We start from the raw sequence: 25,117 nt of genomic DNA, 5'->3' as shown, positions 1-25,117 counted from the left end.
CGGACCCTCGTTACTGTGCTCGGTGTGGACCCTGAGCCGCCCCCGGATCTGGACGCGGTGCGCGCGTCCTACGACGCCGTGGCCGACAACTATGTCGCGATGGTGGGCGACCCCGGTCCATGGCATCGCGCGGTTCTCGACGCGTTCGCCGAGCAGGTTCGGCCCGTCGGTCCGGTGCTGGATGCCGGGTGCGGGCCCGGCTGGGTCACGGGCTACCTGCACGACAGGGGCGTCGACATCCACGGCATCGATCTGTCGCCGCGCATGATCGACCACGCGCGGCGGCGGCACCCCGACATCACGTTCGACGTGGCGTCGGTGACGGAGTTCCGCCCCGATCCGTGGTCTCTCGGTGGTGTCCTCGGCTGGTGGTCCTGGTTCGACCTCCCGCGGCCGTGGCTCCCACGAATCATCGCGACCATGGCAGGTGCACTCCGTCCGGGCGGACAGCTCCTGATGGGGATGCACTGCGGCGACGGGGATCTGCGTCGCACGCGCTGCTACGGCGACGTCCCTGTCGACTGGACCTCGCACCTGTATCAGCCGGACGAGTTGGCGGGACTGGTCGAGGACGCCGGTCTCCGCCGGACCGTCGAGCTGCGCGTGCCGTCGCCCGAGGCGTCCGTACCCCCAGGGGTGATCGTCTGCGCAAAGAACCCGGCCGGCTGAGGGGCCGTCACGCCGCGTCGTGCGCGAGCGCCGGGCCGAGGTGCAGTCCGCCGTCGACGACGTACTCGGAGCCGGTGACGAACGACGCGTCGGACGATGCGAGGAACAGCAGGAGCTGAGTGACGTCGGCGGGCTCTCCGAGCCGGGAGACGGCGAAAGGCTCGGGGGAGAAGTGGTCGGCGATCGCGGCGGCGGCCCCGAGTGCGGGCTGGTGGATGAACGGGGTCGAGATCACCCCCGGATGGATGGCGTTGACCCGGATGAGGTCGCGACCCAGTTCCAGGGCCGCCGTCCGCGTCAGGCCGCGCAGCGCCCACTTGCTCGCGACATACGGGGCGTAATGGGCCGTTCCGCCGATGCCCATGACTGAGCCGACGGTGACCACCGATCCGCCGCCGGCACGACGCAGCGCGGGCACCGCTGCCTTGATGCCGAGAAAGGCGCCGGTGAGGTTGATGTCGAGGATGCGCGACCAGGTCGCCTGATCCGTGTGTTCGATCAGCGCCGGGGGATTCTGCACGCCCGCGTTGTTGACCAGCACGTCGAGAGATCCGAACGAGCGTTCCGCGTCTCGGACGGCACCGGTCCACGCCCTCTCGTCGGTGACGTCGAGGGATGCCACCAGAGTGCGGCTGCCGAGCTCGGATGCGAGAGCGGCCCCACGGTCGGGGTCGGTGGCACCGATGACCACGTTGGCGCCCTCGGCATGGAAGGCGCGGACGTGGTTCGCACCCTGCCCGCCGGTCCCGCCGGTCACGAGCACGGTCTGATCGGTGAAGCGGCCCATGGTTGCTCTCCCTGTCGTAGTGGTGAGCCCGGTGACTCACCATTGACGACGGTAGGCCGGGCAGTGAGGTGAGTCAAGCCACTCACCTCATAAGGTGGCGAGGTGACCAAGGCCGTCTCGACGTACCACCAGCGTGTGGCTGAGGAGAAGCGCGCCGTCATCGTGCAGGCGGCGACGGACCTGTTCCTCGAGCTGGGGTACGACAGGACCTCCCTGGCCCGCATCGCCACCCAGTCGGGCGTCTCTCGGGCCACCTTGTTCAAGCAGTTCCCGACGAAAGCCGCGCTGTTCGAGGCCATCGTCGGCGAGGCGTGGTCCACCGACCATGACGACGAAGCGCCGCCTCCCGGCGACCTCGCCGCCGGCCTGACGACCATCGGGCGCCGCTACGCCGACCTGCTGCTCCGTCCGCAGATGGTCGACCTCTTCCGCATCGTCATCGCAGAACTCCCACGATTCCCCGACCTCGCCGATGCACAGTTCACGCGCGGCAAACTGCCCTACTTCGAATCGGTCCGCCGATACCTGGTGACCGAGAAGCATTCCGGTGGACTCGATCTCGACGACCCGGACCTCGCCGCGACCCAGTTCCTGGGGATGATCTCGAACTACGTCTTCTGGCCGGCGTTGCTGGTGTCGGGGTGGACGGTGTCCGCTGAGCGTGTCGGCCAGGTGGTCGACGAGGCCGTCGCCACGATGGTCGCCCGCTACGTCGAGAGAAGCCGCCGGTAGCCCTGTTCGCGTTCGAACACCCTTGCGAATGTCGTACGCCTGTTCTATGATGGAGGTGTCGCTGTAGCTGGGGGAGGTGCATCGTGAGTGACGTCGTCGAGGATTCTCTGATCGCGGATTACGCTGCGCTGGAACAGCTCCTGGATCGTATTGCTGCCACGACGTCCGACTCGTGCTCCGAGGCGGAGGTCGCGAAGTTGGCGATCACGCATGAGCGTGCGGTCCGCACGATGGGGTCGATCGGGCTGCGACGCATTCTCGATGTGAGCGATCGTGATGCCCACACGTCGGTGCAGTGCTCGACGCTGACGCAGTTCGTGGCCGAACGATTGCGGGTGCCGAACCCCAAGCGGCGGTTGAAGCAGGTGCTGGCACTGTCGGAGATGCACTCGGTGACCGGCGAGAAACTGCCCGCGAAGTGCCCCGAGACCGCGGCGGCGATGGCCGACGGCGACCTCACCCACGAGCACGTGGATGCGGTACTGGGCGTGATGGACAAGGTCCCGGCCGCGACACCGCCGGAGGTGCGGGAGAAGGCCGAGGAGCAGATGGCTGAGATCGCTCGGCATCACTCGCCGAAGGACATTCACCGCGCGGGGGCGCGGCTGCTCGCCCACCTCGACCCCGACGGCGAGGAACCGTCGGATCGTGATCGGGCCCGGCAGCGGTCGCTGTCGTTGGGCAACCAGGACCCGCAATTGATGTCGAAGCTGCGCGGGAATCTCGATCCGGTCACGCGGGCGTTGTTCGAGGTGGTGTTGGCGAAGTGGGCCAAGCCGGGCATGAACAACCCCGACGACGAGGCCTCACCGCGCGGCGGGGTCGATGACGCCGGCATCGACACCGACGCACTCACAGCGGCGGCAGAACGGGATTCGCGGTCGCAGCCGCAGCGCAACCACGACGCACTGAACGCGCTGCTGCGTGCCGCCGCGGACGGCGGGCTGCTCGGTAAATCCCACCGTGGGTTGCCGCCGCACCTGATCATCTCCATCACCGACACCCAACTCCGCGAGCGCGCGGGGATCGGGCACACCGCGACCGGGACCGACCTGCCCATGAGCGAGATCATCAAACTCGCCGCGCAAGCCCAGATGCACCTGGCCGTGTTCGACGACATCACCGGCGAAGCCCTGTTCTACGGCCGCAGCCGCCGCCTGGCCTCGGAGGCGCAACGGTTCATGACGTTCGCCCAGTACGGTGGCTGCTCCATGCCCGGCTGCCCGGCGCCGTTCTCCCACACCGAGGCCCATCACGCCGAACAGGACTGGGCCCAAGGCGGCAACACCGACATCACCGACCTCGCCCCAGCCTGCGGACCCCACAACCGCGCCGTCCACGACAGACCCGGCGGATGGCAGACCCGCAAGATCACCGAGGGCCCCGACCGCGGAAAGTTCGGATGGACCGCCAACGGCACCACCGATCCACCCCGCACCAACCATCTGCACCGACCGGATCAGATACTCGCCGACCACGCACCACCGGATGTCGAGTCCGCGGTCGAGCATGGTCTGAGAACCATTCTGCGCGAGACCATCCCGCCGCCGATCACGGTCATCGATGTCCGTACCGTCCCGGGAATCCATCCGTCCGCGTACGGATTCGCCGAGTGCTGAAGGACCCGACTATGCGTCGGACGTCGCGAGCGCCGCGGCGAGTTGGCTGCGCGCACGATTGAGCCGCGACCGAACAGTCTGCACACCCACCCCCTGGTGGGTCGCGATGTCCTCGTAACTGAGATCGCCGAACTCCCGCAACACGATCGCCTCGCGGAAGTCCTCCGACAGCGTCGCCAGCGCAGCCCGCACCTGATCCTCACGCGCGACGCGCTCGTCGACAGCGGGGGCGGTGTCGACCAGGACGACGGGACGCTCCGTGTCGGTGAAGTCGACGGTGTCGGTGTTCGGTTTCCGCCGCCGCACCACGGCGAGTGCGCAGTTCGCGGCGATGCGGTGCAGCCACGTCCCGAACTTCGCGTCACCCCGGAAGCGGTCGAGGTGCTGCCACGCCGAGATCAACGTCTCCTGCAGCGCGTCCTCGGCGTCCTGCGCGTTCCCCGTGATCGACACACACACCGCCCAGATGTGGTTGCGGTGCTCGCCGACCAACTGCGCGAACGCCTGCTGGTCGCCGGTCCGGGCGGCCATCAGCGTCGCCGCGTCAGACATGCCACCCCGAATCATGGGGATCGTGACCGGGGCCGTCGTCGTGTCCGTGATCGATGTCGTGCGCGCCGGTGTCGTGATGCGTCTCGTCGTCGTGGACCCCGTCGTGTTCGTGGCCACCCAGGTCGATCGCGTCGTGTCCCTCGTGAGCGCCGTCGTCGTGACCGGCGTGGTGGACGATCCCGACATCGCTGTCGTCGGCGGTGTCCGGCAGGTCGCCGGCGTCGTCCATCGTCGGCACCACCGACGCGTCCGCCGCGTGGGCGTCCGGATCGAACGCGACCGACAGCGCTCGCGTCCACACGTCGTCCGGGACGGTGTCGGTCAGCGCGAGGCCGCGCAGCACCGGTTCGTCGGGATCGGTCACTGGATCAACTCCGATCGGGTGAGGAAGGTCTTGCCCTCCGTGGCACCGAGCACGCCGGTGAGGAACATCCGGATGCCGTTGGCGGAGCCGGCGTACATGATCGTCGCCGACGACCCGGGGTCCTGACTGATGGTGGCCGCGGCTGTCCGTGCGGTGTTCTCCACCAGCACGTCGTCGGCAGAAGCCCCGGCGCCCTGACGGATCCGCACCACGTCGCGGCGGGCGTTGCCGTCGTCCACGGCCAGGATGATGCGGGCCCTGCTGTCGAGCAGGCCGGTGACCAGGCCGCTCGACGAGTCGATGCTGCAGGTGATCGCGAACGGGCTGCCCACCATCGCCGAACTCTGCGTGCACCCGCGCAGCGACCCCCGCAGGCGGTCGGGGAGTGCGGCCTGGACCTGCTCCGCGGTGGTCGCCGACGCGACCGACGACGACGCGGCCGCCGACGGTGATGCGCCCCCTGCCGAGGGGTTCTCGTCGGAACCGCCGCGGGTCAGGACCACCGCCGTCACCACCGCGGCGACGACCAGCACGGCCGCGACACCCGCAGCGATCAGCGGCCGTCGGCCACGACGCTGGGGCTGGTCGTCGGCGCGCGCGGCCGGCGTCGGCGCCGTGTCCCACCGGGTGAGCAGATCGCCGGCGGCAGGCATCGACGGCTGACGACCCGCTGTGGTGACGGCAGCGATCGCGCCGCGGGCGACCACGGTCTTCGGATCGTCGAGGGTGGCGACGGGACCGAGATCCTGCAGGGCGCGCTGGACGAGGGGAACCCGGGACGTGCCGCCCGTCAGGAAGATCGCGGACAGCGGGTTCTCGGCGGACACGCCGGCGTCGTCGAACACCGCCCGCGCCAACCGCACCGCGGCCGCGACGGGGTCGGCGATCAACTCCTCGAACTCGTCGCGCGTGATCTGGAGGGTCTCGGCGACGCCGTCGCCCGAGACGCTGATCGTGGCCGACGGCGCTTCCGACAGGAACTCCTTGGCACGGCGGATCGACTCGTCCAGCGCGCGTCGCGCCACCGGCGACCGCAGCGCGGTGGACAGGTCGGGATCGCGCGCATCGAGCTGCTCGATCACCCAGCTGCGCACGGTGGCGTCGAGTGTCTTGCCGCCCAACGCGTTGTCGCCCCGCGCCGCGACCACTTCGAACCCGCCGTCCGTGTCCGTCCCGAGCACGGCGACGTCGAGTGTGCCGCCACCGAAATCGAACACCGCGATGCGGCCACCCGGCGGGACCCGGTTGCCGCGTGCGTAATGTGCTGCTGCAGCTCGCGGTTCGGAGACGGTGACCGTCGCGGCCGGATCCATCCCCGCTGCCGCAGCGGCCTGCCGGAGGACGTCGACCTGGGCGGGCGACCACGCCTCGGGATGGGTGAGCACCAGCCGCTCCGGCATCTGCCCCGCGTGGACCGCGGCGGCGCGCGAGAACACCGTGCGGAAGATGGCCGCCACCGGCTGCCACGTCGGCAGGTCGACGCCGTTCACCGACACCGAACCCTGGCCGACGAGCCTCTTGGGGGCGGGGAGGAACCCGGCGGGGAACCGCTGAGCCTCATCCAGTGCATGGTCGCCGACGGCGATCCGGTCCGGTCCGGCGACGAACACGCCCGACGGCATCACGTTGGAGGTGTGCGACAGCGGGAGTGTCTCTGTCGCACCGCTCACCGCAGCCGAATGCGCGGCCGCCGTGTTGGAGGTCCCGAAATCGACGCTGAGGAGCCAGTTCCCCGTGCTCATGGCTGCATCCTCCCGTATGACTGTGCGGGGCCGGCGCCCGGTCCGCTCGCGATGGCGGTGTAGGCGCGCACCACGTCGACGATCGCGGCGTCCTCGGCGGCGCTCGCCGAGGCCAGTGCTCGCGAACCCACCTCGGCGGCGCGGTCACGCGCCACCCGGCGTACCTCGTGGTCCGGGGCGTCCGGCGAGAGCCCCACCTGTGCTGCGGGCGTGCGGCCGACCAGGAGCGTCCGCAGATCGTCGGCCACGAGCGCTGTCGGATCCGCGGTGAGGACGTTCTGCAGGTCCCGCAGCAGCGCGACGCGCAGCATCACCGGATCGGATCGCACCTCGTGGACAACTCCCCGGATGCGGTCGCGGTCGGGATGCGACCACGCCAACGCCTCGATCTGGTCGAGTACCCGTCGGGCCCGGTTCAGCACCGCGTACTCCCGCAACGACGACCGCACGACGCTCATGAGCTCGGCCATGCCCGACGTCGAATCGAGCCAGGCCGTGAGTGCGGCGGCGCCCCGGCCGGCGACGGTGCGTCCGTGGATCATCCCGTACTCGCCGACGAGATCGAGCAGTCGATCCCGCGTCTCCGGCGACACAGGCCCGGGGGCGTCGGACTCGAGCAGTTCGACCAGGTCGAGGGCGGGCAGCCCGTCGAGCGCGGCCAACGCCCGCGCGTCCGCCTCCGACACCGCACCCGTCCGCGCGGTCTGGGCCATCAGTCCCGAGACGGGCACCACCGTCGCGACGGTCCCCGCGAGGCGGGACGCGAGGTGGCGGGCGTGTTCGGCGGCATGCTGCATCGGGTCCCGTCGTCCGAGGGCGCCCTCGGCGAAACCGTCTGCGCGGGAGAGGACCCCGATGGTGTTCAGCGGCGACAGCGGCAGCTTCCGCAGGAAATCCAGCTCGTCCTGGCGGGGTGTCGCGTCGAACAGGAAGACGGCTGCGTCGGCGTCCACCGACGCAGCGCGCGTCTGCTCCACGCCGTCGATGAGCACCCGCCGGGTCGCGCGGTCGTTCCGTGCGGTGAGCGTCGCCAGTCCGGGGGTGTCGACGAAGGTGAGGTCGCGGATCGCGGCCGACGGCAGCCACCGCTGCAGGTAGGCGATCTCCTCGTCGGGCAGGGGCAGTTCGCGGACGTGCCCGGGCCCCAACGGGACCGGCATGCGGGTGCCGTCCAGCGCGACGACCTCGGCGCGCGACGGCTGACCGTCGGAGTACACCGCGACGACCCTCGTCGCCTCCAGGGCCGCGGTCTCCGCGATCGGTGCGCCGACGATCGCGTTCACCAGGGTCGACTTGCCCGCCTTCAGCCGGCCGACCACCACGAGACGCGGTGGCGCCCACAGTGTCGCGCCGATCGCGTTCGCGTGCTCGACGAGATCGCCCCCGATGGCGGCGAGCGCGTGCAGACCACGGTCGAGTGCAGCGTGCACGGGATCGATCCCGACCCCGGTCATCGGAGCGCTCCCGCCGGTGCGAGCGCGCCGAGCGCTGTCTCGACCTCGACGAGGCGCTTGCCGATGATCTCCAGGTTGGACGTGACGCGCGCCAGGTCCTTCTCCCGACGCGAGGCGTCGGCGGTGGCGGACTCCCGGGCGACGGTGATCTGACGCTGCAGGTCCTCGATGGACACCCGGAGGTACTCGCGGTGGCGCACGACGATCTCGGGGCGGGCCTGCGCGATGGCCATCTCCAGCAGCCGGGCTGTCACCGTCTTCGTGGTCGCGAGCGTCTCCCGCAACCAGGACAGCAGGTTCGACTTCCCGGTGCGCATCGCGCGGAACCCGAGATTCACGCCGACCCAGAGGGTCCCGACGACGGCGCCGACGCCCAGGACGGCGGACAGGCCGACCATCCCGCCGATCACCGACGACCCCATCACGCCCATGTTCAGCAACGTCGGGTCGAAGAGACCCTGCTTGCGACTGCCCACGGGCGGGGCATCGATCCGGGGGCCGGCCATCGACTCGACGATCCGTCCGCAGATCTGCTCCCACACGGCGTCGGAGGCGAACCGCGGCTCGACGACCGTCGTGTACAGGCTCTGCAGGAATCCCGAGATCGTCTCCGCCAGAGCCACCTCCAGCTCCGACTGCATCTCTGCGGTGAACTGTTGTGGGCTGCGACGGAGCACGGCGATGCCGCTCTTCGTGATGCGCTCGGTCCACCGCCGGCGGATGTCCTCCAGGCGCCGGTCGCTGTCCTCGATGGCCTTCTGTCGCAGCTCGGTGAGATCGCGGGCGAGGAACTGCTCCCACTCGCGGCTCTGCTCACGGAAAGCGTTGAGCTCGTCGAGCTTCGCGGTGAGGTCGGGGACCGTCGCGCCGCGGCCGTCGATGGCGTCCCGCTCGGCGGAGACCTGGGTCCGGACACGGACGAGCCCCTCGCGCAGGGTGCGCAGAGCGTCCGCGGCCGGCAGACCCGCTGCGGCGTCGAGACGATCGAGGACGAGCGATCGGAGGGCGACGATGCCGGACGCCTCCTCCGCGCGATCACGATCGGGGCCGGTCGGCATGTCGCGGGCGAGCGAGGCCCGCAGGCTGGACACACCGACGACGGTGATGTCGCGCTGCAGGTGTTCGGTGAGCAGTCGGCGGTCGTCGTCGACGATGGCCCGCCACCGGCGCAGGTGCTTGTCGGTCTTGGTCACCGCGACGATCAGCGAGTCGACCGAGGCGCCGGCCTCACGGATGAACGCCATCTCCGGAGCGGTGAGGGGACTCGAGGCGTCGCACACGACGACGACGACGCACGCGGTCTGCGCCGTCTGCGTCGCCAGCGCGGCCATCGCCGGGTCGAGCCCACCGACGCCCGGGGTGTCGACGATCGTGACGCCGGGCAGGGCGGTGTCGGTGACGGGGATGCTGGCGCTGGTCGGGAGGGACGGCGTGCGGGGATCGGTGACGTGGGACCCGCCGGTGGTGGCCCAGTCGGCCAGGGTGCTCAACGGCACCTGCTCGGCACGGTCGGCGAAGAGCAGTTCGGCGGTGCCGTCGAGCGGGGGGTCGTCCGTCGGCACCACACCGATCGCGACGGTGGTGGTGGCGTCCACCCCGACAGGGCACAGGTCGCGCCGCCCCACCAGGGCGTTGACCAGCGAACTCTTGCCGCGGGCAACCTCGCCGACCACGACGACGGTGCGCCGCTGGCTCTCGCGCGCAGCCTTGCGGGCCGCCAGGTCGGCGATGTCCCCGAGGCGGTACGCGCGCAGCACCGACGACGCCGCGCTGATCACCGATTCGACCCCGTCGGGGGCGGCGGTGGCGGACTCATGACTCATCGGACACCTGACCGATCTGATTGACTGTTGCCCGCGAACCAGACGTCGACCACCGAGACGGGGGCCCGCCCCGAGGCGACGTCGGCAGGAGGCGACATGCGGATGAGGGTAGTGCGGCTGGCCTGCGCGGTGACCGCGGCGGCACTGCTGTGCGGGGCCTGCGGGGAGGGCGGCCGCTCCGGCAGCGCCACCGACTCCGGTGCGCCCTCGTCCTCGGCCGTCCCGTCCGGCGAGGTCGACATCGCAGCCCTGGACACCGGGACGTACCAGAAGACCCCGTCGCGGCCGTTCGCCGCCGTGACCGGTGACGACATCGTCCCGGTGGAGGGCCAGCGGATGGCGGAGTTCACGGTGGTGCCCTTCGAGATCGACAGCGATGCCACGAGGACCGTCCTTCCCACGGAGATCATCCGTAGTCGTGCCAACATCTCCGCCGTCGTCGGCAAGGAGGCGGCGTTCGTGCCGGCGAACGAGAAGTTCCTCGCCGGGTTCGTCTCGGCGGCGTCGACGCCCACCCTGCGGCAGACCGATCCGAGCCGCACGGTCATCGAGATGGTGATCCGGTACGCCGATCCCGCCACGGCGACCACTGCCGCGCAACAGATGTCGACGGCGTTCGCGCGCCAGGCGGGGGCCACGCGGGTCACGATCCCCGGTGCACCGGACACGGTCGGCGTCCGGGTGCCCGGGGTGCGGTTCCAGGACAAGGACCCCAACACGTCGTTGTCGGCGTTCACCGCCCACAACGACTACGTGGTCTACACCTGGTCCTCCACACCTCCGGCGGAGGAGCCCCGCCAGGTGCCGGCGATCCAGAAGGCGCTGGCGCTCCAGGTGCCGTTGCTCGACCGGTTCCCCAAGACGCCCACCCGCTCCCAGAACGGGGGTCGGACGCCGTCTGCGCAGGTCGACGCCAACCGCATCCTGATCTACGCGCTCCCGAACCCCAAGGCGGACGCCGTCAACGGGACCGATCGCGCGGTGTACGGGCCTCGCGGCATCGCGCACATCAGCGGATCCCCCGACACCGTGTTCCGCGCGCTGACGGCGGCCGGCGCGGAGCACAACGCCTACTGGCTGACCTCGGTGTACCGCGCGTCGACGGGGACCGCCGCCGAGCGTCTGCGCGACACCCTGGTGACGTCGTCCCTGGCCTCCGGGTGGACCAGGGCGCCCTCGCCACGAGGACTGCCCATCGCCACGTGTCTCACCCGCGACGCGAGCTCCGGCTCCCAGAACTCCTGCGTCGTCGTCGTGGGTCGGTACGTCGGGGAGAGCAACGACGAATCGGCAACAGCCGCGGCGCAACAGATCTCGGCGCAATATCTCGTCCTCACCCAGGCCGACCAGAACGCGAACTGACCGGCCGACCGGCCCGGGCGTGGGGTCCCGGGCCGGCCGACCTCGCATCTCAGGCCCCGTAGTGGTCGTACGCGCCCGAGCTGTGGCTGTCGCTGCCCGAGTAGCTGTCGTGCCCGGAGTAGCTGTCGCTGCCGGAGGAGTAGCTGTCCGACGAGGTGTCCTCGGGCATCGTCGACGAGGCGATGTGCACCGAGAAGGTGTGGTCACCCGTGCCGTCGCCGTCCCGATCGGTCTGCGCGGTGTCGTAGTAGCCGTCGTGGTCGGTGTCCCACATGGTGATGTCGACCTTGCCGTCGTGGTCGGTGTCGGCGGTGGTGACGTCCGCCTTGCCGTCGTGGTCGGTGTCCCAGAGCTTGATGTCGGTGCGGCCGTCGCGGTCGGTGTCCATGAGGACGACGGCGTCTCCGCGGGAGTCGGTGGTGTGGGTGATCCCGTACCTGTCGGCGTGGGCTGAGGACGAGGACGAGGACGAGCTCGAGCTGGAGGACGAGGTCGAGTCGGAGGTCGTCGCGCTGCCGCCGGTCGTGTCCGACGTGGTCGTCACCGACGTCCCGCCGACGCCCGTGCTGTCGGCCCGTCCGTCGTGGTCGGTGTCGCGGACGGTGCGGTCGAAGCGTCCGTCGTGGTCGGTGTCGGTCTGCTTGATGTCGGCCCGGCCGTCCCCGTCGGTGTCGGTGAGCTTGACGTCGACGCGCCCGTCGAAGTTCGTGTCCTTCTCCTCGATGTCGGCGCGGCCGTCACCGTTGGTGTCGGTGAGGCGGACATCGGTGCGGCCGTCGTGGTTGGTGTCGTAGTTGCGCGTGGTCATCGGTGCCTCCGTGTGTCGGCGACCGAAGTGGTCTCCGGTCGGTCACAGCGTTGGATGCGGTCGACGACGCGAAAGGTTCCCGGCGGGAGGAAAACTTTCCACGGACATGCATCAGGGGCGGTTCCCCCTGGTCACAGGAAGAACCGCCCCTGATGAACGGGTCAGCGGTTGCCGAGCGGGATGGATCCGTTGCCGAAGTTGATGCATCCGGAGAACGTCTGGAAGTCACCCGCGAAGCCCTGCCCGCCGGTGCAGGTGGCCGCGGAGGTGCCGGTCACCGTGACGGTGGCGCCGGGGCCCGCGATACCGATCGCCAGGCCGGGCTTCACGCCGGTGAGGTCGACGACGGCGCCCTTGCCGTTGGCGATCGCCGCCGGCGCCGCGAAGTTCTGCGCCTGCGAGGTGGCCTTGCCGCCGCCGAGTCCGATCGCCAACGACAGGCCGTTCGCCTTGGCGTTCGCGGAGGCGGCGCCCTTCGTGTCGCCGATGCCGGCCGAGGTGCCGGTGGGTGACGAGGTCGCCGAGCAGTTGTCCGTGACCGACGTCTGGTTCGGCAGTGCCGGGCAGGCCAGAGGTGCGGCGGAGGCGGGAGCCGCGGCGAATGCGATCCCCGCACCGGCGAACAGGGTGAATGCGCCGGTGGCGGCGATACGACGTGTGGTGACGGACATGTGAACCCCTCTGTTGGATCGACGCGTGTCCGCCATGGTCGTCACGGGCCGACACAGCCGAGACCCACGGTGGTCACAGAGGGGTCACGAGACGACCACGGCCCGGTCACCGTGGGTGACCGAGCCGTGAGAGGTGTGGCGGAGGATAGGGGATTCGAACCCCTGAGGGCTGTTAACCCAACCCGCGTTCCAGGCGAGCGCCATAGGCCACTAGGCGAATCCTCCAGTGGGGAAGATAGTAGCCGCGCCCGCGGCGACCGACACAACGCACCAGGTCAGAGGATGGATTCGGGTGGCAGCGGCGGGGCGTCTACACTTGGCCACGGATCCCGCGCGGCGTGCATCCTGTGAACTCCCCCAGGGTCGGAAGACAGCAAGGGTCAACGGGCTCTCTCGGGTGCGCGGGGTCCCCTTAATTTCCCGGGATCGACCGGCCGCAGCCGCCGGTGAGAGGTCAGCGTGAACTTCCACTCGATGAGTGCCGCCGAACTGGGCGCCACCCGCGACGAGCTGACCACCCGCTACGACGAGCTCCTCGCGGCCGGCCTCACCCTCGATCTCACCCGCGGCAAACCCGCGCCCGACCAGCTGGACCTGTCGGCGCCGCTGCTCTCCCTCCCCGGCGACGACTTCCGTGCGCCGGACGGCACCGACTGCCGCAACTACGGCGGTCTGGCGGGACTGAAGGACCTGCGGGCGGTCTTCGCCGAGCTGCTGGGCGTGCCGACGGACAACCTCGTCGCCGCCAACAACTCCAGCCTCGAGATCATGTACGACCTCACCGTCGAGGCGTTGCTGCACGGCACACCCGACTCCGACGGTCCGTGGTCGCGGGAAACGGTCAAGTTCCTCTGTCCCGCACCGGGATACGACAGGCACTTCGCGATCTGCGAGAAGCTCGGCATCGAGATGATCGTCGTCGACATGCTGCCCACCGGGCCCGACGTCGACCAGTGTGCGGCGCTGACCGCCGCCGACCCGTCCATCAAGGGCATGTGGTTGGTGCCGATGTACTCGAACCCGACCGGCGTCACGGTCACCGAGGACGTCCTGCGTGCACTGCTGTCGATGCCCGCGGCACCGGACTTCCGCATCTACTGGGACAACGCCTACGCGGTGCACACCCTGACCGACGAGTTCCTGACCCCGCTGCCGATCCTCGAGATGGCTGCCGACGCCGGGGTGCCCAACCGTCCCTACGTGTTCGGATCGACGTCGAAGATCACGTTCGCCGGTGGTGGCGTGGCGTTCCTCGGCGCCTCGGAGCAGACGCTGGCCTGGCACCAGGATAACCAGTCGGTCTCGACCATCGGTCCGGACAAGCTGAACCACCTCCGCCACCTCCGCTTCTTCGGTGACGCCGACGGGGTGCGCGCACACATGAAGCGCCACCGTGAGCTGCTGGCGCCGAAGTTCGCGCTGGTCAACTCCATCCTCGACGACCGCTTGAGCGCGTCGAAGGTCGCGTCGTGGACCGAACCGGAGGGCGGTTACTTCGTCAGCCTCGACGTCCTCGACGGGACGGCATCGCGCGTCATCGATCTCGCGAAGGACGCCGGGATCGCGTTGACCGCGGCGGGGTCCACGTTCCCGTACAAGCGTGATCCGCACGATCGCAACATCCGGTTGGCGCCGACGTTCCCGGGCACCGACGACCTCGAGACGGCGATGGACGGTGTGGCGACTTGCGTTCTGCTCGCCGCGGCCGACAGCCTGCTCACCGCCCACGAGGACTGAGTCCGCCGTGACGACAGTCGGGGAGCCGCTCGCCGGTACTCGACCACCGCGTGATGTCCGGGGCGTCGTGCTCGTCGCGTTCGTGGTGCTCGGTCTGGTGTCGATCTGGCTGCAACACCTGATCACGGCGTTCGACGAGCCGTTCTGGGGGCTGTTCGACAACCAGCTCGACCTCGACGTCTACCGCGCCGGAGCGCAGACGGTCCTCGACGGCGGGAACCTCTACGACGCCAAGCTGCTCGGTCACATGGACTACACCTACGCACCCATCTCGGTGCTGGTGTTCACCCCGTTCGCCGCGGTCCCGTTCCTCGTCGCCCGGATCCTCTGGACCGCACTGGTGTTCGCGGCGCTGTACTGGGTGATCGTCGCGTCCTTCCGTGCACTCGGCCGGGACGTCACCTGGCGGCTGCGTGTGGTCGCCATCGCACTCGTCGCGGTGTCGACGATGCTCGAGCCGGTACGCAGCACCATCTGGTTCGGTCAGGTCAACGTGTTCCTCATGGCTGTCGTCCTGGCGGACCTGCTGCGACGCAGGGGGTCTCGCGCGCGGGGTCTCGGCGCGGGGATCGCGGCGGGGATCAAGCTGACGCCGCTGATCTTCACCGTCTACCTGCTGATGACGCGCCGGACCCGCGCCGCGATGACCAGCCTCGCCGGCTTCCTCGGCACCATCGCCGTCGCGTTCGCCGTCCTGCCGGGCGACTCCTGGAAGTACTGGACGGGCACATTCGTCGACTCCGACCGCGTCGGCGACCCGGACACCGCGGGCAACCAGTCCCTGCGGGGTCTCATCGCGAACCTCGGCCGCACGGACTCGCCGTCGACCCTGCTGTGGGTGGTGCTCGCGGCGGTCGTCGGCGTGCTGGGGTTCGCCGCCGCGCACCGCGCCCATCGATGCGGCCAGGAACTGCTCGCCGTCACCCTCGTCGGGATGACGTCGTGCGCGGTGTCGCCGATGTCGTGGGGACATCACTGGGTCTGGTTCGTCCCGTTGCTGGTGATCGGCGTGCACCACCTGCTCGACGGTCGGCGGACCGTCGCCGTCGCGGCGGGGGTCGGTGTTGTCGCTCTGGTGCTGACGTCGTTCGCCTGGCGGACCCGCATCGACGGCCCGATGATCTACGTCGGGACCGACCACCCGTATGCGCTCTACACCGGCCTGTTCTTCAAGTACGGCATCGACTGGCTGCGGTGGTTCACCCTCGCGCCGTACGTCTGGGTGTTGGTCGTGACCGCGGTGGTCACGCTGGTGACCCTGCGTCGACCGCGCGACGTCGCGGCGGTCGACGCCCGGGTCAGCGAGACCGCGTCACCCGCGAGATGATCCGGTCCGTGACCGCGGCGGGCGTGAGGAGCGTGCTGACCACCTGCGCCCGACTGGCCGTGTCGCACAGATAACGCCGCCGCGGACGCTGGGCGGTCAGGGCGTGCTCGATCCGCTGCGCGACCACATCCGGGTCGACGGCACTGCGCTGCATCGCGGGGAGCAGTCGACGCATCCCGGTGAGCTGTGGGCGGTACAGCTGCCGGTGTTCCTCGCTCATCGCCGCGGTCGCGGCGTCGAAGTCGTCGAACACGCCGGTCCACATGTCGGTGCGCGTGGGTCCGGGCTCCACCAGCGAGACGCCGATCCGCCACGGGCGTAGCTCGATGCGCAGCGCGTCGGCCAGTCCCTCGACGGCGTACTTCGACGCGCAGTAGATCCCGGTGCCCGGCGTCGCCACACGACCGCTGACCGACGACACGAACACGATCCGACCGCGCGCACGGCGCAGCAGCGGTAGCGCAGCCTGGGTGACAGCCACCTGGGCGGCGACGTTGATCTGCAGTTGGCGGTCGACGTCGGCGCGGGACAGCGCCTCGATCGGCCCGTGGATCGCGACACCGGCGTTGTTCACCAGCCCGTCGAGACGCTCGGGCAGGTTCTCGACGAGTGCGTCGACATGCGCCTCGGACGTGATGTCGAGCTCGACGGGGACGACGCCGTCGATTGCCGCGAGCTCGTCGCGCTGCGTCTGCGATCGGGCGCCCGCGTAGACGGTGATCCCGGCCACGGCCAGACGCCGGGTGGTCGCGAGCCCGATGCCGCGCCCGGCTCCGGTGACGAGGACAGCGGGCATGGTGAACTCCTGACGGTGGGCTCGAGCGGGGGTTCGAGCGGGGGTTCCAGCGGTGCACGGGCCGCGATCGGCGCGTCTGGCTATAGCATCACAGACGCCCGAGTCCCCCGATCGAGCCGAGTTCGTTTCCGTGACCACCCCAGGTGCCCGAGTGTTGCCCCGACACACGACGTTCCGGGTGCTGTTGGTGCTCGTGACCGGATTCGCACTGTATGTCCAGTACCGCTACATCCCCCTGTCGGCCAGGGTGTTCGGGCTGTTCGACAACCAGGTCGACCTGAGGGTCTACCGCGCGGGTGCAGCCCGCCTCCTCCACGGACTGCCCATCTACGACGGGACCGTCCTCGGCCGCTTCGAGTACACGTACCCGCCGTTCTCGACGATCGTGTTGACGCCGTTCGCCCTCCTGAGCCGAGACGTCGCGATCGGGGTCTGGACGGGACTGGAGCTGGCGGCCCTGCTGTGGGTCGTGTGGATGAGCTTCCGCCGGTTGGGTCATCGGCCCGGTGTCACGTTGATGCTGCTCACGGTGGCGACAGCGGCGGTCGCGTCGGTGCTGGAGCCCGTGCGGACCACCATCTGGTACGGCCAGGTCAACATCTTCCTGATGGCGGCGATCCTGTGGGATCTGATGCGGGGCACCGAATCACGGGCCCGGGGTTTCGCGGTGGGTCTCGCCGCGGGCGTGAAGCTGACACCCGCCTTCTTCGTCGTCCACCTCGCCGTGACCCGCCAGTGGCGTGCAGCTGCCGTCGCCGTCACGACGTTCGTCGGGACCGTCGCCCTGGGCTTCGCCGTCATCCCCCGCCAGTCGTGGATGTTCTGGACCGACAAGGTCTTCGACTCCCAGCGCGTCGGGGCGAACCTCAACCCCGCGAACCAGTCGTTGCGGGGCGCCCTGGCCATCTCGCTCGGTGACGCCCAGCCGAACCCGGTCCTCTGGATCCTCCTGTGCCTGGCCGCCGCCGGGCTCGGGCTGACCGCGGCCTGGCTCGCGCACCGGAACGGCAACGCCCTCCTGGCGCTGACGCTGACGGGCATGACCACCACCGCGGTGTCGCCGTTCTCGTGGGGCCATCACTGGGTGTGGTTCGTCCCGCTCCTCGTGATCGCGATCGACCTCGTCCTGCGGGCGTGGGCACAGGGCCGTCGTCTCGCGGCCGCCGCACTCGTGGTCGCCCCGCTCGCCGTCGTGCTCGACGCGTTCATCTGGAAGTTCTTCGCGCCCGAGGGTGTGGGAGCCCTGCGGCCCTTCTACGGGATCGGCATGTTCATGAACCCCGTCCATCCCGCGCTGAAGTGGTTCGCGGCCCAGCCGTACCTGTGGGCGTTCGCGGTGACGGCCGTGGTCACGATCGTGGTGTATGCCCGTCGACAGCGCCGTCCACAGGCTGCCGTGACGGGCCGGGAGAGCGTCGGGGTCCGCCGGTAGTCTCTACCCGTGGCGCTGTACCGGACGTATCGACCGTCGACATTCGCCGAGGTCATCGGCCAGGAACATGTGACCGAGCCGCTCTGCCGCGCGCTCGATTCGGGTCGCATCAACCACGCCTATCTGTTCTCCGGACCGCGCGGCTGTGGCAAGACGTCGTCGGCGCGGATCCTCGCGCGCTCCCTGAACTGCGTGCAGGGCCCCACCTCGACACCGTGTGGGGTCTGTTCGTCGTGTGTGGCGCTCGCACCCGGAGGGCCCGGCAACCTCGACGTCATCGAGCTCGACGCCGCGAGCCACGGCGGTGTCGACGACACCCGTGAACTCCGCGACCGCGCGTTCTTCGCACCCGCCGAGTCGCGCTACCGCGTGTTCATCGTCGACGAGGCGCACATGGTCACGACGGCCGGCTTCAACGCGCTGCTCAAGATCGTCGAGGAGCCGCCGGAACACCTGATCTTCGTGTTCGCCACCACCGAACCCGAGAAGGTGCTGCCGACGATCCGGTCGCGGACGCACCACTACCCGTTCCGGTTGCTTCCGCCGCCGGTGATGCGCGGTCTGCTCGAGTCGATCTGCGCCCGGGAGGGCGTCACCGTCGACCCGCTGGTGTTCCCGCTCGTGATCCGCGCGGGCGGCGGCTCGCCCCGTGACTCGCTCAGCGTGTTGGACCAGCTGTTGGCCGGCGCCGACGACACCGGCGTCACCTACGCCCGCGCGCTGACGTTGCTCGGCGTCACCGACGTCGCCCTCATCGACGCCGCCGTCGACGCCCTGGCCGGCGGGGACGGCGCGTCGTTGTTCTCCGCCGTCGAGCGCCTCGTGGACGCCGGTCACGATCCCCGTCGGTTCGCCGTCGACCTGTTGGAGCGCTTCCGCGACCTGATCCTGTTGCAGGCCGTGCCCGACGCCGCCGAGCGTGGGTTGGTCGAGGCACCCGGCGAACAGCTGGAACACCTGCGGGAGGAGATCGCCCGCATCGGACCCGCGACGCTCACCCGCTATGCGGAGACCGTGCACGCAGCACTCGGCGAGATGCGCGGCACCACGTCACCGCGCCTTCTGCTCGAGGTGATGTGCGCGCGGATGCTGCTTCCGGCCGCTTCCGACGAGGAATCGGCACTGTTGCAGCGCCTCGAACGCATCGAGGCCCAGCTCGCCGGTGGCGCACCGGCTGTCGCCGCTCCGCCCGCGCGGGCAGCGTCTGCGGCCGATGGCCCGTCGCCGAGCGTTTCGGTGCAGGCCCCGAGTGCCCCGGTGACCGCGCCCCCGGCGTCGGTGGACTCGTCGGAGGCCGGATCGCGGTTCGTCCGCCGGTCGCAGCAGGTCCCCGCCCCCGAGCCCGAACCTGACGCGGCTGCTCCCGCACCGGTCCCGGCCGTCGAGCCGGAGCCGGTCCCTGCGCCGGAGCCGGAGTCGGAGCCCCAGGCAGCGCCGGCCGTCGAGCCCGAGCCGGAGCGGGAGCCCGAGCCGGTCGTGCAGTCCGAGCCGGAACCGGAGTTCGATCCGGGGCCCGAGCCGGCCGCGGAGCCTGATCCAGAGCCCGAACCTGAGCCCGAGCCGGAACCCGCACAGCAGGCCGAACCCGCTGCCGGGCCGTCCGTCGACATCGATGCGGTGCGCGCCGCGTGGAGCGATGTCCGGGCGAAGGTCGGCGAGAGCGACAAGGTCATCCAGGTGATGCTGTCGGCGGCGGTGGTCCGTGCCGTCGAGGGGTCGACGCTGGTGATCAGCCACGACACCGCACCACTCGTCGCGCGTCTGTCGGACGCACGCGCGTCCGCGGCGGTCGGGACAGCGATGGGGTCGATCTTCGGCGGCGAGTGGAGCATGCGCTGCGTGCACATGCCCGCGGACGCGGCACCGCCCACACCCCAGGGCGGCAAGCCGGCCAAAGCCGCGACGACGCCGACCTACACCCGGCGGAACAAGCCCTCCCCGGCTGTGTCGGCGGGTGACGAGCCGCCGCCGGAGGAGCCTGCGCCGGAACCCGGGCCGCCTGTCGCCGACGAGGACCTCAGTGAGGCCGAACGCGACGAGATGATCGCCGACGCCCGCGACAGCGATCCGGACCCCCACCAGGACCCGGACACGCTGGCGCTGGAGTTGCTGCAGTCCGAGCTCGGCGCCCGCCGCATCGACTGACCGACGGGTACCCCCGACCTACTGCGCCGAGCGTGCCAAAACCCCTCGCCGAGTGGGCCGAACCTGCGTGAGCGCTGACTCGCCGCGGATTTCTGGCACGGTCGGCGACCAGTGTCGGCACACTCGGCGGCGAGTTTCGGCACGCTCGGCGGGGGTGCCGGCGGCTGAGGCCAGACGCCTGGGGTCAGAGGCCCCGGGTCAGGCGCTCCACCACGGACGCAGCGGCAGGCCGTTCGACCCGTCGTCGTGCAGGCGGACCGCGAGCACCTGGTGCAGCTGGATGACGTTGCGGTCGAACCCGATCCGGCACGCCGCCATGTACAGACCCCAGAGCCGCGCGGTCGACTCGTCGACCTCCGCGACCGCGGCGTCCCAGTTCTCCACCAGGTTGCGGTTCCAGTCACGCAGCGTCATCGCGTAGTGCTCGCGGAGGTTCTCCTCGTGCATGACCTCGAGCCCACCCAGGTTCTGGATGGCGCTGATGATGGTGCCCGAGCCGGTGAGTTCGCCGTCGGGGAAGACGTAGCGGTCGATGAACGCGCCGGCCTTGTGCTTGCCCTTGTTGTCTGGCCGGGTGATGCAGTGGTTCAGGATCAGCCCGCCGGGCTTCACCTTGTCGTGCATGAACCCGAAGTACGACGGATAGTTCGCGACGCCGATGTGCTCGGTGAGCCCGATCGAGGAGACCGCGTCGAAACCGCTCTCGGTGATGTCGCGGTAGTCGCTGTGACGCACCTCGGCGAACTCGGCGAGTCCCTCGTCGGCGATCGCCTTCTGCGCCCAGGCCGCCTGCTCCGCGGACAGCGTCGCACCGATCGCGTGCACACCCTGGCGGGCGGCGTAGCGCACCATTCCGCCCCAGCCGCACCCGATGTCGAGGAGACGGTCGCCGGCCTTGAGGCCGAGCTTCTCGAACACGAGCCGGTACTTGTTGTCCTGCGCGGTCTCCAGGCTCGCGTCCCGCTCGGGGTAGCAGGCGCAGGTGTAGGTCATCGACGGCCCGAGGACGTACTCGTAGAACGTGTTCGAGACGTCGTAGTGGTGATGGATGGCCTCGGCATCCCGGGTCTTGCTGTGGCGCAACCCCTCCGCGATCCGGCGCCACCGCGGCAGCGCCTCCTGGGCGGGCGGGGCGATCGGCTTGAAGTGCTCACGCCCGAGCGAGCGGGCGATCGTGGCCAGGGTCAACGCGTCGGGACGGCGGAAACTCACGGTGTCCGACAACGCCTTCAACGCGTCGTAGGGGTCACCGGGAGGACTGCCGTGCAGACGGAGGTCGCCCGCGATGTAGGCGCGCGCCAACCCGAGATCGCCGGGCGCGGTGACGAGGTAGGTCGTCCCGCGCGGCGACACGAGATCCAGACCGAACTCCGCGTCCTGCGGCCCGGCGGTGCTCCCGTCGTAGGCGGTGACGCGGACCCGCAGATCGCCTCCGGCGATGGACTCGACGATCTGGGCGAGGGTCATCCGCGGGGCGTCGAGCAGTGCGCGGGCGTTCGGGTGGTCGGTACGCGCGCGTTCGCGGGATGTGGTCATCGGGTCACCATCACTGTCTTCTCACTGCTTTCGCGTACAGGCCGAGCAGTCGCGACCCGGGGTCGTACTGCTTCTTGAGGAGGCGAAGGGCGTCGCCGCCGTACAACTCGTCGAACTCCGCCTCGTCGTAGAACGCGTCGGAGTACAGGGATTTGTGACCGTCCAGCTTCGACACCATCGTCTCGATCAGACGGTTCGCGCGGCCCTCGGGAGCGCCGGGCTCGATGGGCACCGCCGACCAGAAGCCGACGTTGACGTAGGTCCGCCGCGGTTCCAGCGGGTACAGCGGCCAGGGACGCACAGGGTCGGACCCGGGCGGACCGGGGTCGGCGAGACGCAACGGACACAACCAGATCGGCTCGATCGGGATGTTATCCAGGAACCAGGTGACGAACTCCGCGGTGCGCTCGATCGGCACCTCGATGTCCTGCACTACGCGTTCGTTCGCGGGCAGACCCTTGCGCGCGTTGAGTCGGTCGGCGATGTCGAAACGATGGTCGAGCGCGATGAGCTTCCAGTAGAAGCTGCTGCGCAGCAGGCGCTTCGGCCACAGACGGCGGATCCGGGGGTTCTGCGCCCCGAACGCCCGCGAACACCAGAACCAGTCGGTGTCCCAGCGCCACAGGTAGTCGTGGATGGTCAACCGGTCCCGGAGCGGGGTGTGCGCGGCCGCGTGCTGCATCGACCGGTAGTAGATCTGCGAGCCCGTGTAGTCACTCACCGCGCCGGCGACGTCGGTGCGACGGCCGAGCGTCAGGTAGCTCTCCGTCGCGGAGAACACGACGCCGTCGAGATAGTCGACGGGCTCGCCGTCGTGGGTGCGGCTGGTGACGATCGCGTCCATCGTGGCCTGCAGCTCGTCGACGTCGGTGAACCGCACGTGCCGCAGTTCGACGTAGGGCTGGACCCGTTCGAGCCGGATCCGCAGACGCGTCGCGTACCCGAGCGTCCCGTAGGAGTTGGGGAACCCGAAGAAGAGCGCCGACTCGGGGCCGTCGGGGCTCGCGGTGACGATGTCGCCGCTGCCGGTGAGGATGTCCATCTCGAGGACCGACTCGTGCGGGAGGCCGTTGCGGAAGGACGTGCTCTCGATGCCGAGACCGGTGACCGCGCCGCCGAGGGTGATGGTCTTCAACTGCGGGACCACGAGCGGTGCGAGGCCGTACGGCAAGGTCGCGGCGACGAGGTCCTCGTAGGTGCACATGCCCGCGACGTCGGCGGTGAGGTCGTCCGGGTGGACCTCGATCACGGCGTCGAGGCCGGACACGTCCAGACCGGGGTGGGGGTTGGCGGCACGACGTCGGAAGAGGTTCGACGTCTTCTTCGCCAGACGGACGGTCGCCTCCGGCGGTATCGCCCGGTAGCTCGCCTGCAGTGTGTCGACTCCGCGGGAGAAGGCGTCCCAGCCCATCTCCCGCCCGGCCGCACCGGAGTCGTCAGCAGTCATCACCGATGAGCCTAGGACCCCTCGCGCGCGGGTGCGCGGCGGACCCCGTGGGAGCATCGGGGCATGGATGCCTCTTCGCTGCGCGAACTCCAGAAGCCGCTCAAGGACACCTACAAGACGGACCCGTCGGCCGCGGTCGCCCACGTGCACGCCGACGGGTTGTTCGCCGACGCGGGGATCACCGCGACCGTCGACACCTGGGCCGGGCCGGTGCGCGCCGGGTTCCACCCGACCACCGGCGGCGACGGCAGCGACGCGTGCTCGGCCGACATGCTCCTGCAGGCGCTGGTGGGCTGCGCGGGGGTCACGTTCCGGTCCGTCGCGACGGCCATGTCGATCGACGTGCGTGACGTCGCGGTCCGCGCCGACGGTGCCTTCGACGCCCGCGGCACCCTCGGCATCGACCGTGAGGCGCCGGTGGGCATGTACGACGTCGGCCTGACCTTCACCTTCGAGACCGACGCCGACGACGCGAAGGTGGCCAAGCTGCTGGAGCTGACCGAGCGGTACTGCGTCGTCGCGCAGACGCTCGGCGTCCCGGTCGCGGTGCGCCGGGGCTGAGACGCCCGCGCGTCCCGGTCGCCGTACCCTCGATGCCGACATCCATCCGAGACGACCCAGGAGTGACGACGTGGCACAGGTGACCGCGACCCAGTCGATCGACATCGCGGCCGCGCCCGATGCGACGCTGACGGCGTTGGCGGACTACGCGACCGTGCGCCCGCAGATCCTTCCCGAGCAGTACCTCGACTACCAGGTGCTCGAGGGCAAGACCGGGAGCGGGACCGTCGCGCAGTGGACGCTGCAGGCGACCAAGAAGCGCTCACGGAACGTGAAGGCCACCGTCGCCGTCCAGGGCTCGACGATCACCGAGACCGACGCGAACTCGACGATGGTGACCACCTACACCGTGACGCCGAGCGGATCGGGCTCGACCGTGTCGACCACGACGTCGTGGCAGGGCGCCGGCGGCATCGGCGGGTTCTTCGAGAAGACCTTCGCGCCCAAGGGCCTCAACCGCATCCAGGCCGCGCTGCTGGGCAACCTCAAGTCGCGCCTGGAGAAGTAGCGGGCGATGTCCCGTCGGCGGCGGCCGGTGCCGCTGCCCGCGCGGGACGGCGTGGACGCGACCCGGATCGTCCCGCGCGTCGATGCTCTCGCCGTCGACGCCCTGCGAGCCGCGCCGTCGCTCGCGGACCTGGGCGACGAGGCGATCCTGGCCCGCTTCGCCGACGGTGAGGTGGTGGACGGCGCCGGGCGGCCGCTCCGCGCCGACGACCCGGTGCCCGCCCGCCAGCCGTTGTGGATGTACCGGGATCTCCCCGTCGAGACGCCGGTCCCGTTCGAGCTGACCGTCCTGCACCTCGACGACGACATCGTCGTGGTCGACAAACCGCACTTCCTGGCGACGATGCCCCGCGGTGCCCACGTGTCGCAGACGGCACTGGTGCGCCTGCGTCGTCTCCTCGACGACGACGCGGTGAGCCCGGCGCACCGCCTGGACCGGCTCACCGCCGGAGTCCTGCTGTTCACGCGCCGACCCGAGGTGCGACGGCCCTACCAGGAGCTCTTCGCCGACCGTCGCGTCGAGAAGGAGTACCGGGCGCTCGCGCCGTCGCCACCGGACGGCCTGTCGTTGCCGTGCGATGTCGCCGACAGGATCGAGAAGACGGCCGGGGATCTGCGTGCCCGAGTCGTCGACGGGCCGGTCAACGCCCGCTCCCGGATCGAGGTGCTCGGCCCGGGGCCCGAGGTGGGGACGTCGCTGTACCGGCTGCTGCCGCTGACCGGTCGGACCCATCAGCTGCGCCTGCACATGGCCCGGCTCGGCGTGCCCATCGTCGACGACCCGCTCTATCCCGACGTCCGACCGGACCTCGCCGCCCTGCCCGACCACGGCGACTTCTCCCGGCCGCTGCGGCTCGTCGCGCACCGACTGGCCTTCGACGATCCGATCACCGGTCGCCGTCGGGAGTTCACGTCGCCCCGCTGACCGCCGAGCGTGCACAAACTCGCCGCCGAGCGTGCACAAACTGAGCGCCGAGCGTGCACTTCGTCAGGACGCGACGATTCGAGTGCACGCTCGCGGTGGTCTGCCGGGCACAGTGCGACGA

Annotated in this window: 22 protein-coding genes, 1 tRNA gene and 1 other RNA gene; 12 read left to right on the top strand and 12 right to left on the bottom strand. The window is 70.2% G+C overall.

Annotated elements, in window-relative coordinates:
• The first annotated feature begins 24 nt into the window (after window positions 1-24).
• Window positions 25-669, top strand: a complete 645-nt coding sequence (locus LX14_RS05760; protein ID WP_253646295.1) for a class I SAM-dependent DNA methyltransferase — start codon at window positions 25-27, stop codon at window positions 667-669.
• A 7-nt stretch (window positions 670-676) separates the two neighbouring features.
• Here the strand turns inward: LX14_RS05760 and LX14_RS05755 are convergent, their stop codons facing one another.
• Complete coding sequence (locus LX14_RS05755; RefSeq protein WP_253646294.1) at window positions 677-1,456, bottom strand: SDR family NAD(P)-dependent oxidoreductase; 780 nt, start codon at window positions 1,454-1,456, stop codon at window positions 677-679.
• A 102-nt stretch (window positions 1,457-1,558) separates the two neighbouring features.
• Here LX14_RS05755 and LX14_RS05750 point away from each other — a divergent pair, with 102 nt between their 5' ends.
• On the top strand, window positions 1,559-2,188 hold the full coding sequence (locus LX14_RS05750) for a TetR/AcrR family transcriptional regulator (protein WP_253646293.1): 630 nt from the start codon (window positions 1,559-1,561) through the stop codon (window positions 2,186-2,188).
• Window positions 2,189-2,271: 83 nt separating this feature from the next.
• A complete protein-coding gene (locus LX14_RS05745) occupies window positions 2,272-3,807 on the top strand; it encodes an HNH endonuclease signature motif containing protein (RefSeq protein ID WP_253646292.1) in 1,536 nt (511 codons plus the stop codon).
• A 9-nt stretch (window positions 3,808-3,816) separates the two neighbouring features.
• Here LX14_RS05745 and LX14_RS05740 read toward each other — a convergent pair whose 3' ends face one another.
• Genes LX14_RS05740 through LX14_RS05720 form a run of 5 tightly spaced genes read right to left on the bottom strand, consistent with a single transcriptional unit; the run spans window position 3,817 to window position 9,742 of the window.
• Window positions 3,817-4,359, bottom strand: coding sequence for an RNA polymerase sigma factor (locus LX14_RS05740; RefSeq protein WP_253646291.1), 543 nt, complete (start codon window positions 4,357-4,359; stop codon window positions 3,817-3,819).
• Window positions 4,352-4,723, bottom strand: coding sequence for a hypothetical protein (locus LX14_RS05735; RefSeq protein ID WP_253646290.1), 372 nt, complete (start codon window positions 4,721-4,723; stop codon window positions 4,352-4,354). The genes LX14_RS05740 and LX14_RS05735 overlap by 8 nt, the downstream gene beginning before the upstream one ends.
• Window positions 4,720-6,465, bottom strand: coding sequence for an Hsp70 family protein (locus LX14_RS05730; protein WP_253646289.1), 1,746 nt, complete (start codon window positions 6,463-6,465; stop codon window positions 4,720-4,722). The genes LX14_RS05735 and LX14_RS05730 overlap by 4 nt, the downstream gene beginning before the upstream one ends.
• Window positions 6,462-7,919 carry a GTPase gene (locus tag LX14_RS05725; protein WP_253646288.1) on the bottom strand — a complete coding sequence of 486 codons (1,458 nt, stop codon included), beginning with the start codon at window positions 7,917-7,919 and terminating at the stop codon, window positions 6,462-6,464. The genes LX14_RS05730 and LX14_RS05725 overlap by 4 nt, the downstream gene beginning before the upstream one ends.
• Window positions 7,916-9,742 carry a dynamin family protein gene (locus LX14_RS05720; RefSeq protein ID WP_253646287.1) on the bottom strand — a complete coding sequence of 609 codons (1,827 nt, stop codon included), beginning with the start codon at window positions 9,740-9,742 and terminating at the stop codon, window positions 7,916-7,918. Before LX14_RS05720 ends, LX14_RS05725 begins: the two co-directional genes overlap by 4 nt.
• Window positions 9,743-9,838: 96 nt before the next feature.
• Here LX14_RS05720 and LX14_RS05715 point away from each other — a divergent pair, with 96 nt between their 5' ends.
• Window positions 9,839-11,104, top strand: coding sequence for a DUF7373 family lipoprotein (locus LX14_RS05715; RefSeq protein ID WP_253646286.1), 1,266 nt, complete (start codon window positions 9,839-9,841; stop codon window positions 11,102-11,104).
• Window positions 11,105-11,153: 49 nt separating this feature from the next.
• On the opposite strand, the gene LX14_RS05710 is transcribed toward LX14_RS05715, so the two are convergent.
• The 3 genes from LX14_RS05710 to LX14_RS05700 form a co-directional block, all read right to left on the bottom strand.
• Window positions 11,154-11,912, bottom strand: a complete 759-nt coding sequence (locus LX14_RS05710; RefSeq protein WP_253646285.1) for a hypothetical protein — start codon at window positions 11,910-11,912, stop codon at window positions 11,154-11,156.
• Window positions 11,913-12,073: 161 nt separating this feature from the next.
• Window positions 12,074-12,583, bottom strand: coding sequence for a DUF6764 family protein (locus LX14_RS05705; RefSeq protein ID WP_253646284.1), 510 nt, complete (start codon window positions 12,581-12,583; stop codon window positions 12,074-12,076).
• A gap of 136 nt (window positions 12,584-12,719) precedes the next feature.
• Window positions 12,720-12,808, bottom strand: a tRNA-Ser gene (locus tag LX14_RS05700).
• A 96-nt stretch (window positions 12,809-12,904) separates the two neighbouring features.
• Here LX14_RS05700 and ffs point away from each other — a divergent pair.
• The 3 genes from ffs (at window position 12,905) to LX14_RS05685 (ending at window position 15,647) form a co-directional block, all read left to right on the top strand.
• Window positions 12,905-12,999: signal recognition particle sRNA small type (ffs, locus tag LX14_RS05695), an RNA gene on the top strand.
• Window positions 13,000-13,042: 43 nt separating this feature from the next.
• Window positions 13,043-14,320, top strand: a complete 1,278-nt coding sequence (locus LX14_RS05690; RefSeq protein WP_253646283.1) for an aspartate aminotransferase type Ic — start codon at window positions 13,043-13,045, stop codon at window positions 14,318-14,320.
• A gap of 7 nt (window positions 14,321-14,327) precedes the next feature.
• Entirely contained in the window at window positions 14,328-15,647 is a 1,320-nt protein-coding gene (locus LX14_RS05685; protein ID WP_253646282.1) for a glycosyltransferase 87 family protein, read from the top strand.
• On the opposite strand, the gene LX14_RS05680 is transcribed toward LX14_RS05685, so the two are convergent.
• Window positions 15,619-16,443 (bottom strand): SDR family NAD(P)-dependent oxidoreductase, encoded by an 825-nt coding sequence (locus LX14_RS05680; RefSeq protein ID WP_253646281.1) that lies wholly within the window; start codon window positions 16,441-16,443, stop codon window positions 15,619-15,621. The genes LX14_RS05685 and LX14_RS05680 overlap by 29 nt on opposite strands.
• Window positions 16,444-16,636: 193 nt before the next feature.
• Between LX14_RS05680 and LX14_RS05675 the strand changes: the two genes are divergently transcribed.
• Both LX14_RS05675 and LX14_RS05670 read left to right on the top strand, forming a co-directional pair.
• Window positions 16,637-17,875: a glycosyltransferase 87 family protein gene (locus LX14_RS05675; protein WP_253646280.1), complete on the top strand. Its 1,239-nt coding sequence runs from the start codon at window positions 16,637-16,639 to the stop codon at window positions 17,873-17,875.
• Window positions 17,876-17,884: 9 nt separating this feature from the next.
• On the top strand, window positions 17,885-20,020 hold the full coding sequence (locus LX14_RS05670; protein ID WP_253646279.1) for a DNA polymerase III subunit gamma and tau: 2,136 nt from the start codon (window positions 17,885-17,887) through the stop codon (window positions 20,018-20,020).
• Window positions 20,021-20,218: 198 nt separating this feature from the next.
• Here LX14_RS05670 and LX14_RS05665 read toward each other — a convergent pair whose 3' ends face one another.
• The gene (locus LX14_RS05665; RefSeq protein ID WP_253647901.1) at window positions 20,219-21,487 is read right to left on the bottom strand and encodes a class I SAM-dependent methyltransferase; all 1,269 of its coding nucleotides are present in this window, start codon (window positions 21,485-21,487) and stop codon (window positions 20,219-20,221) included.
• A 79-nt stretch (window positions 21,488-21,566) separates the two neighbouring features.
• Entirely contained in the window at window positions 21,567-22,967 is a 1,401-nt protein-coding gene (locus LX14_RS05660) for an FAD-binding oxidoreductase (RefSeq protein ID WP_253647900.1), read from the bottom strand.
• Window positions 22,968-23,066: 99 nt separating this feature from the next.
• On the opposite strand from LX14_RS05660, the gene LX14_RS05655 reads away from it, so the two are divergent.
• The 3 genes from LX14_RS05655 to LX14_RS05645 all read left to right on the top strand — a co-directional run bounded on the left by LX14_RS05655 (window position 23,067) and on the right by LX14_RS05645 (window position 24,996).
• Complete coding sequence (locus LX14_RS05655; protein WP_253646278.1) at window positions 23,067-23,564, top strand: OsmC family protein; 498 nt, start codon at window positions 23,067-23,069, stop codon at window positions 23,562-23,564.
• Window positions 23,565-23,634: 70 nt separating this feature from the next.
• Entirely contained in the window at window positions 23,635-24,072 is a 438-nt protein-coding gene (locus LX14_RS05650) for an SRPBCC family protein (protein ID WP_253646277.1), read from the top strand.
• Between the two features lie 6 nt (window positions 24,073-24,078).
• Entirely contained in the window at window positions 24,079-24,996 is a 918-nt protein-coding gene (locus LX14_RS05645) for a pseudouridine synthase (RefSeq protein WP_253646276.1), read from the top strand.
• The last annotated feature ends 121 nt before the right edge of the window (window positions 24,997-25,117 follow it).

This window comes from Williamsia deligens, assembly GCF_024171765.1.
In the GTDB taxonomy this organism is placed as follows: domain Bacteria; phylum Actinomycetota; class Actinomycetes; order Mycobacteriales; family Mycobacteriaceae; genus Williamsia_A; species Williamsia_A deligens.
The sequence above is the reverse complement of the archived record's forward strand: the minus strand, read 5'-3'. Positions and strand labels throughout refer to the sequence as shown.

Coding starts and splice junctions, on each gene's coding strand:
- LX14_RS05755 (WP_253646294.1), bottom strand. CDS start 1,456: ATGGGCCGCTTCACCGATCAGACCGTGCTCGTGACCGGCGGGACCGGC.
- LX14_RS05740 (WP_253646291.1), bottom strand. CDS start 4,359: ATGTCTGACGCGGCGACGCTGATGGCCGCCCGGACCGGCGACCAGCAG.
- LX14_RS05730 (WP_253646289.1), bottom strand. CDS start 6,465: ATGAGCACGGGGAACTGGCTCCTCAGCGTCGATTTCGGGACCTCCAAC.
- LX14_RS05725 (WP_253646288.1), bottom strand. CDS start 7,919: ATGACCGGGGTCGGGATCGATCCCGTGCACGCTGCACTCGACCGTGGT.
- LX14_RS05720 (WP_253646287.1), bottom strand. CDS start 9,742: ATGAGTCATGAGTCCGCCACCGCCGCCCCCGACGGGGTCGAATCGGTG.
- LX14_RS05715 (WP_253646286.1), top strand. CDS start 9,839: ATGCGGATGAGGGTAGTGCGGCTGGCCTGCGCGGTGACCGCGGCGGCA.
- LX14_RS05710 (WP_253646285.1), bottom strand. CDS start 11,912: ATGACCACGCGCAACTACGACACCAACCACGACGGCCGCACCGATGTC.
- LX14_RS05705 (WP_253646284.1), bottom strand. CDS start 12,583: ATGTCCGTCACCACACGTCGTATCGCCGCCACCGGCGCATTCACCCTG.
- LX14_RS05680 (WP_253646281.1), bottom strand. CDS start 16,443: ATGCCCGCTGTCCTCGTCACCGGAGCCGGGCGCGGCATCGGGCTCGCG.
- LX14_RS05665 (WP_253647901.1), bottom strand. CDS start 21,487: ATGACCCTCGCCCAGATCGTCGAGTCCATCGCCGGAGGCGATCTGCGG.
- LX14_RS05660 (WP_253647900.1), bottom strand. CDS start 22,967: ATGGGCTGGGACGCCTTCTCCCGCGGAGTCGACACACTGCAGGCGAGC.
- LX14_RS05655 (WP_253646278.1), top strand. CDS start 23,067: ATGGATGCCTCTTCGCTGCGCGAACTCCAGAAGCCGCTCAAGGACACC.
- LX14_RS05645 (WP_253646276.1), top strand. CDS start 24,079: ATGTCCCGTCGGCGGCGGCCGGTGCCGCTGCCCGCGCGGGACGGCGTG.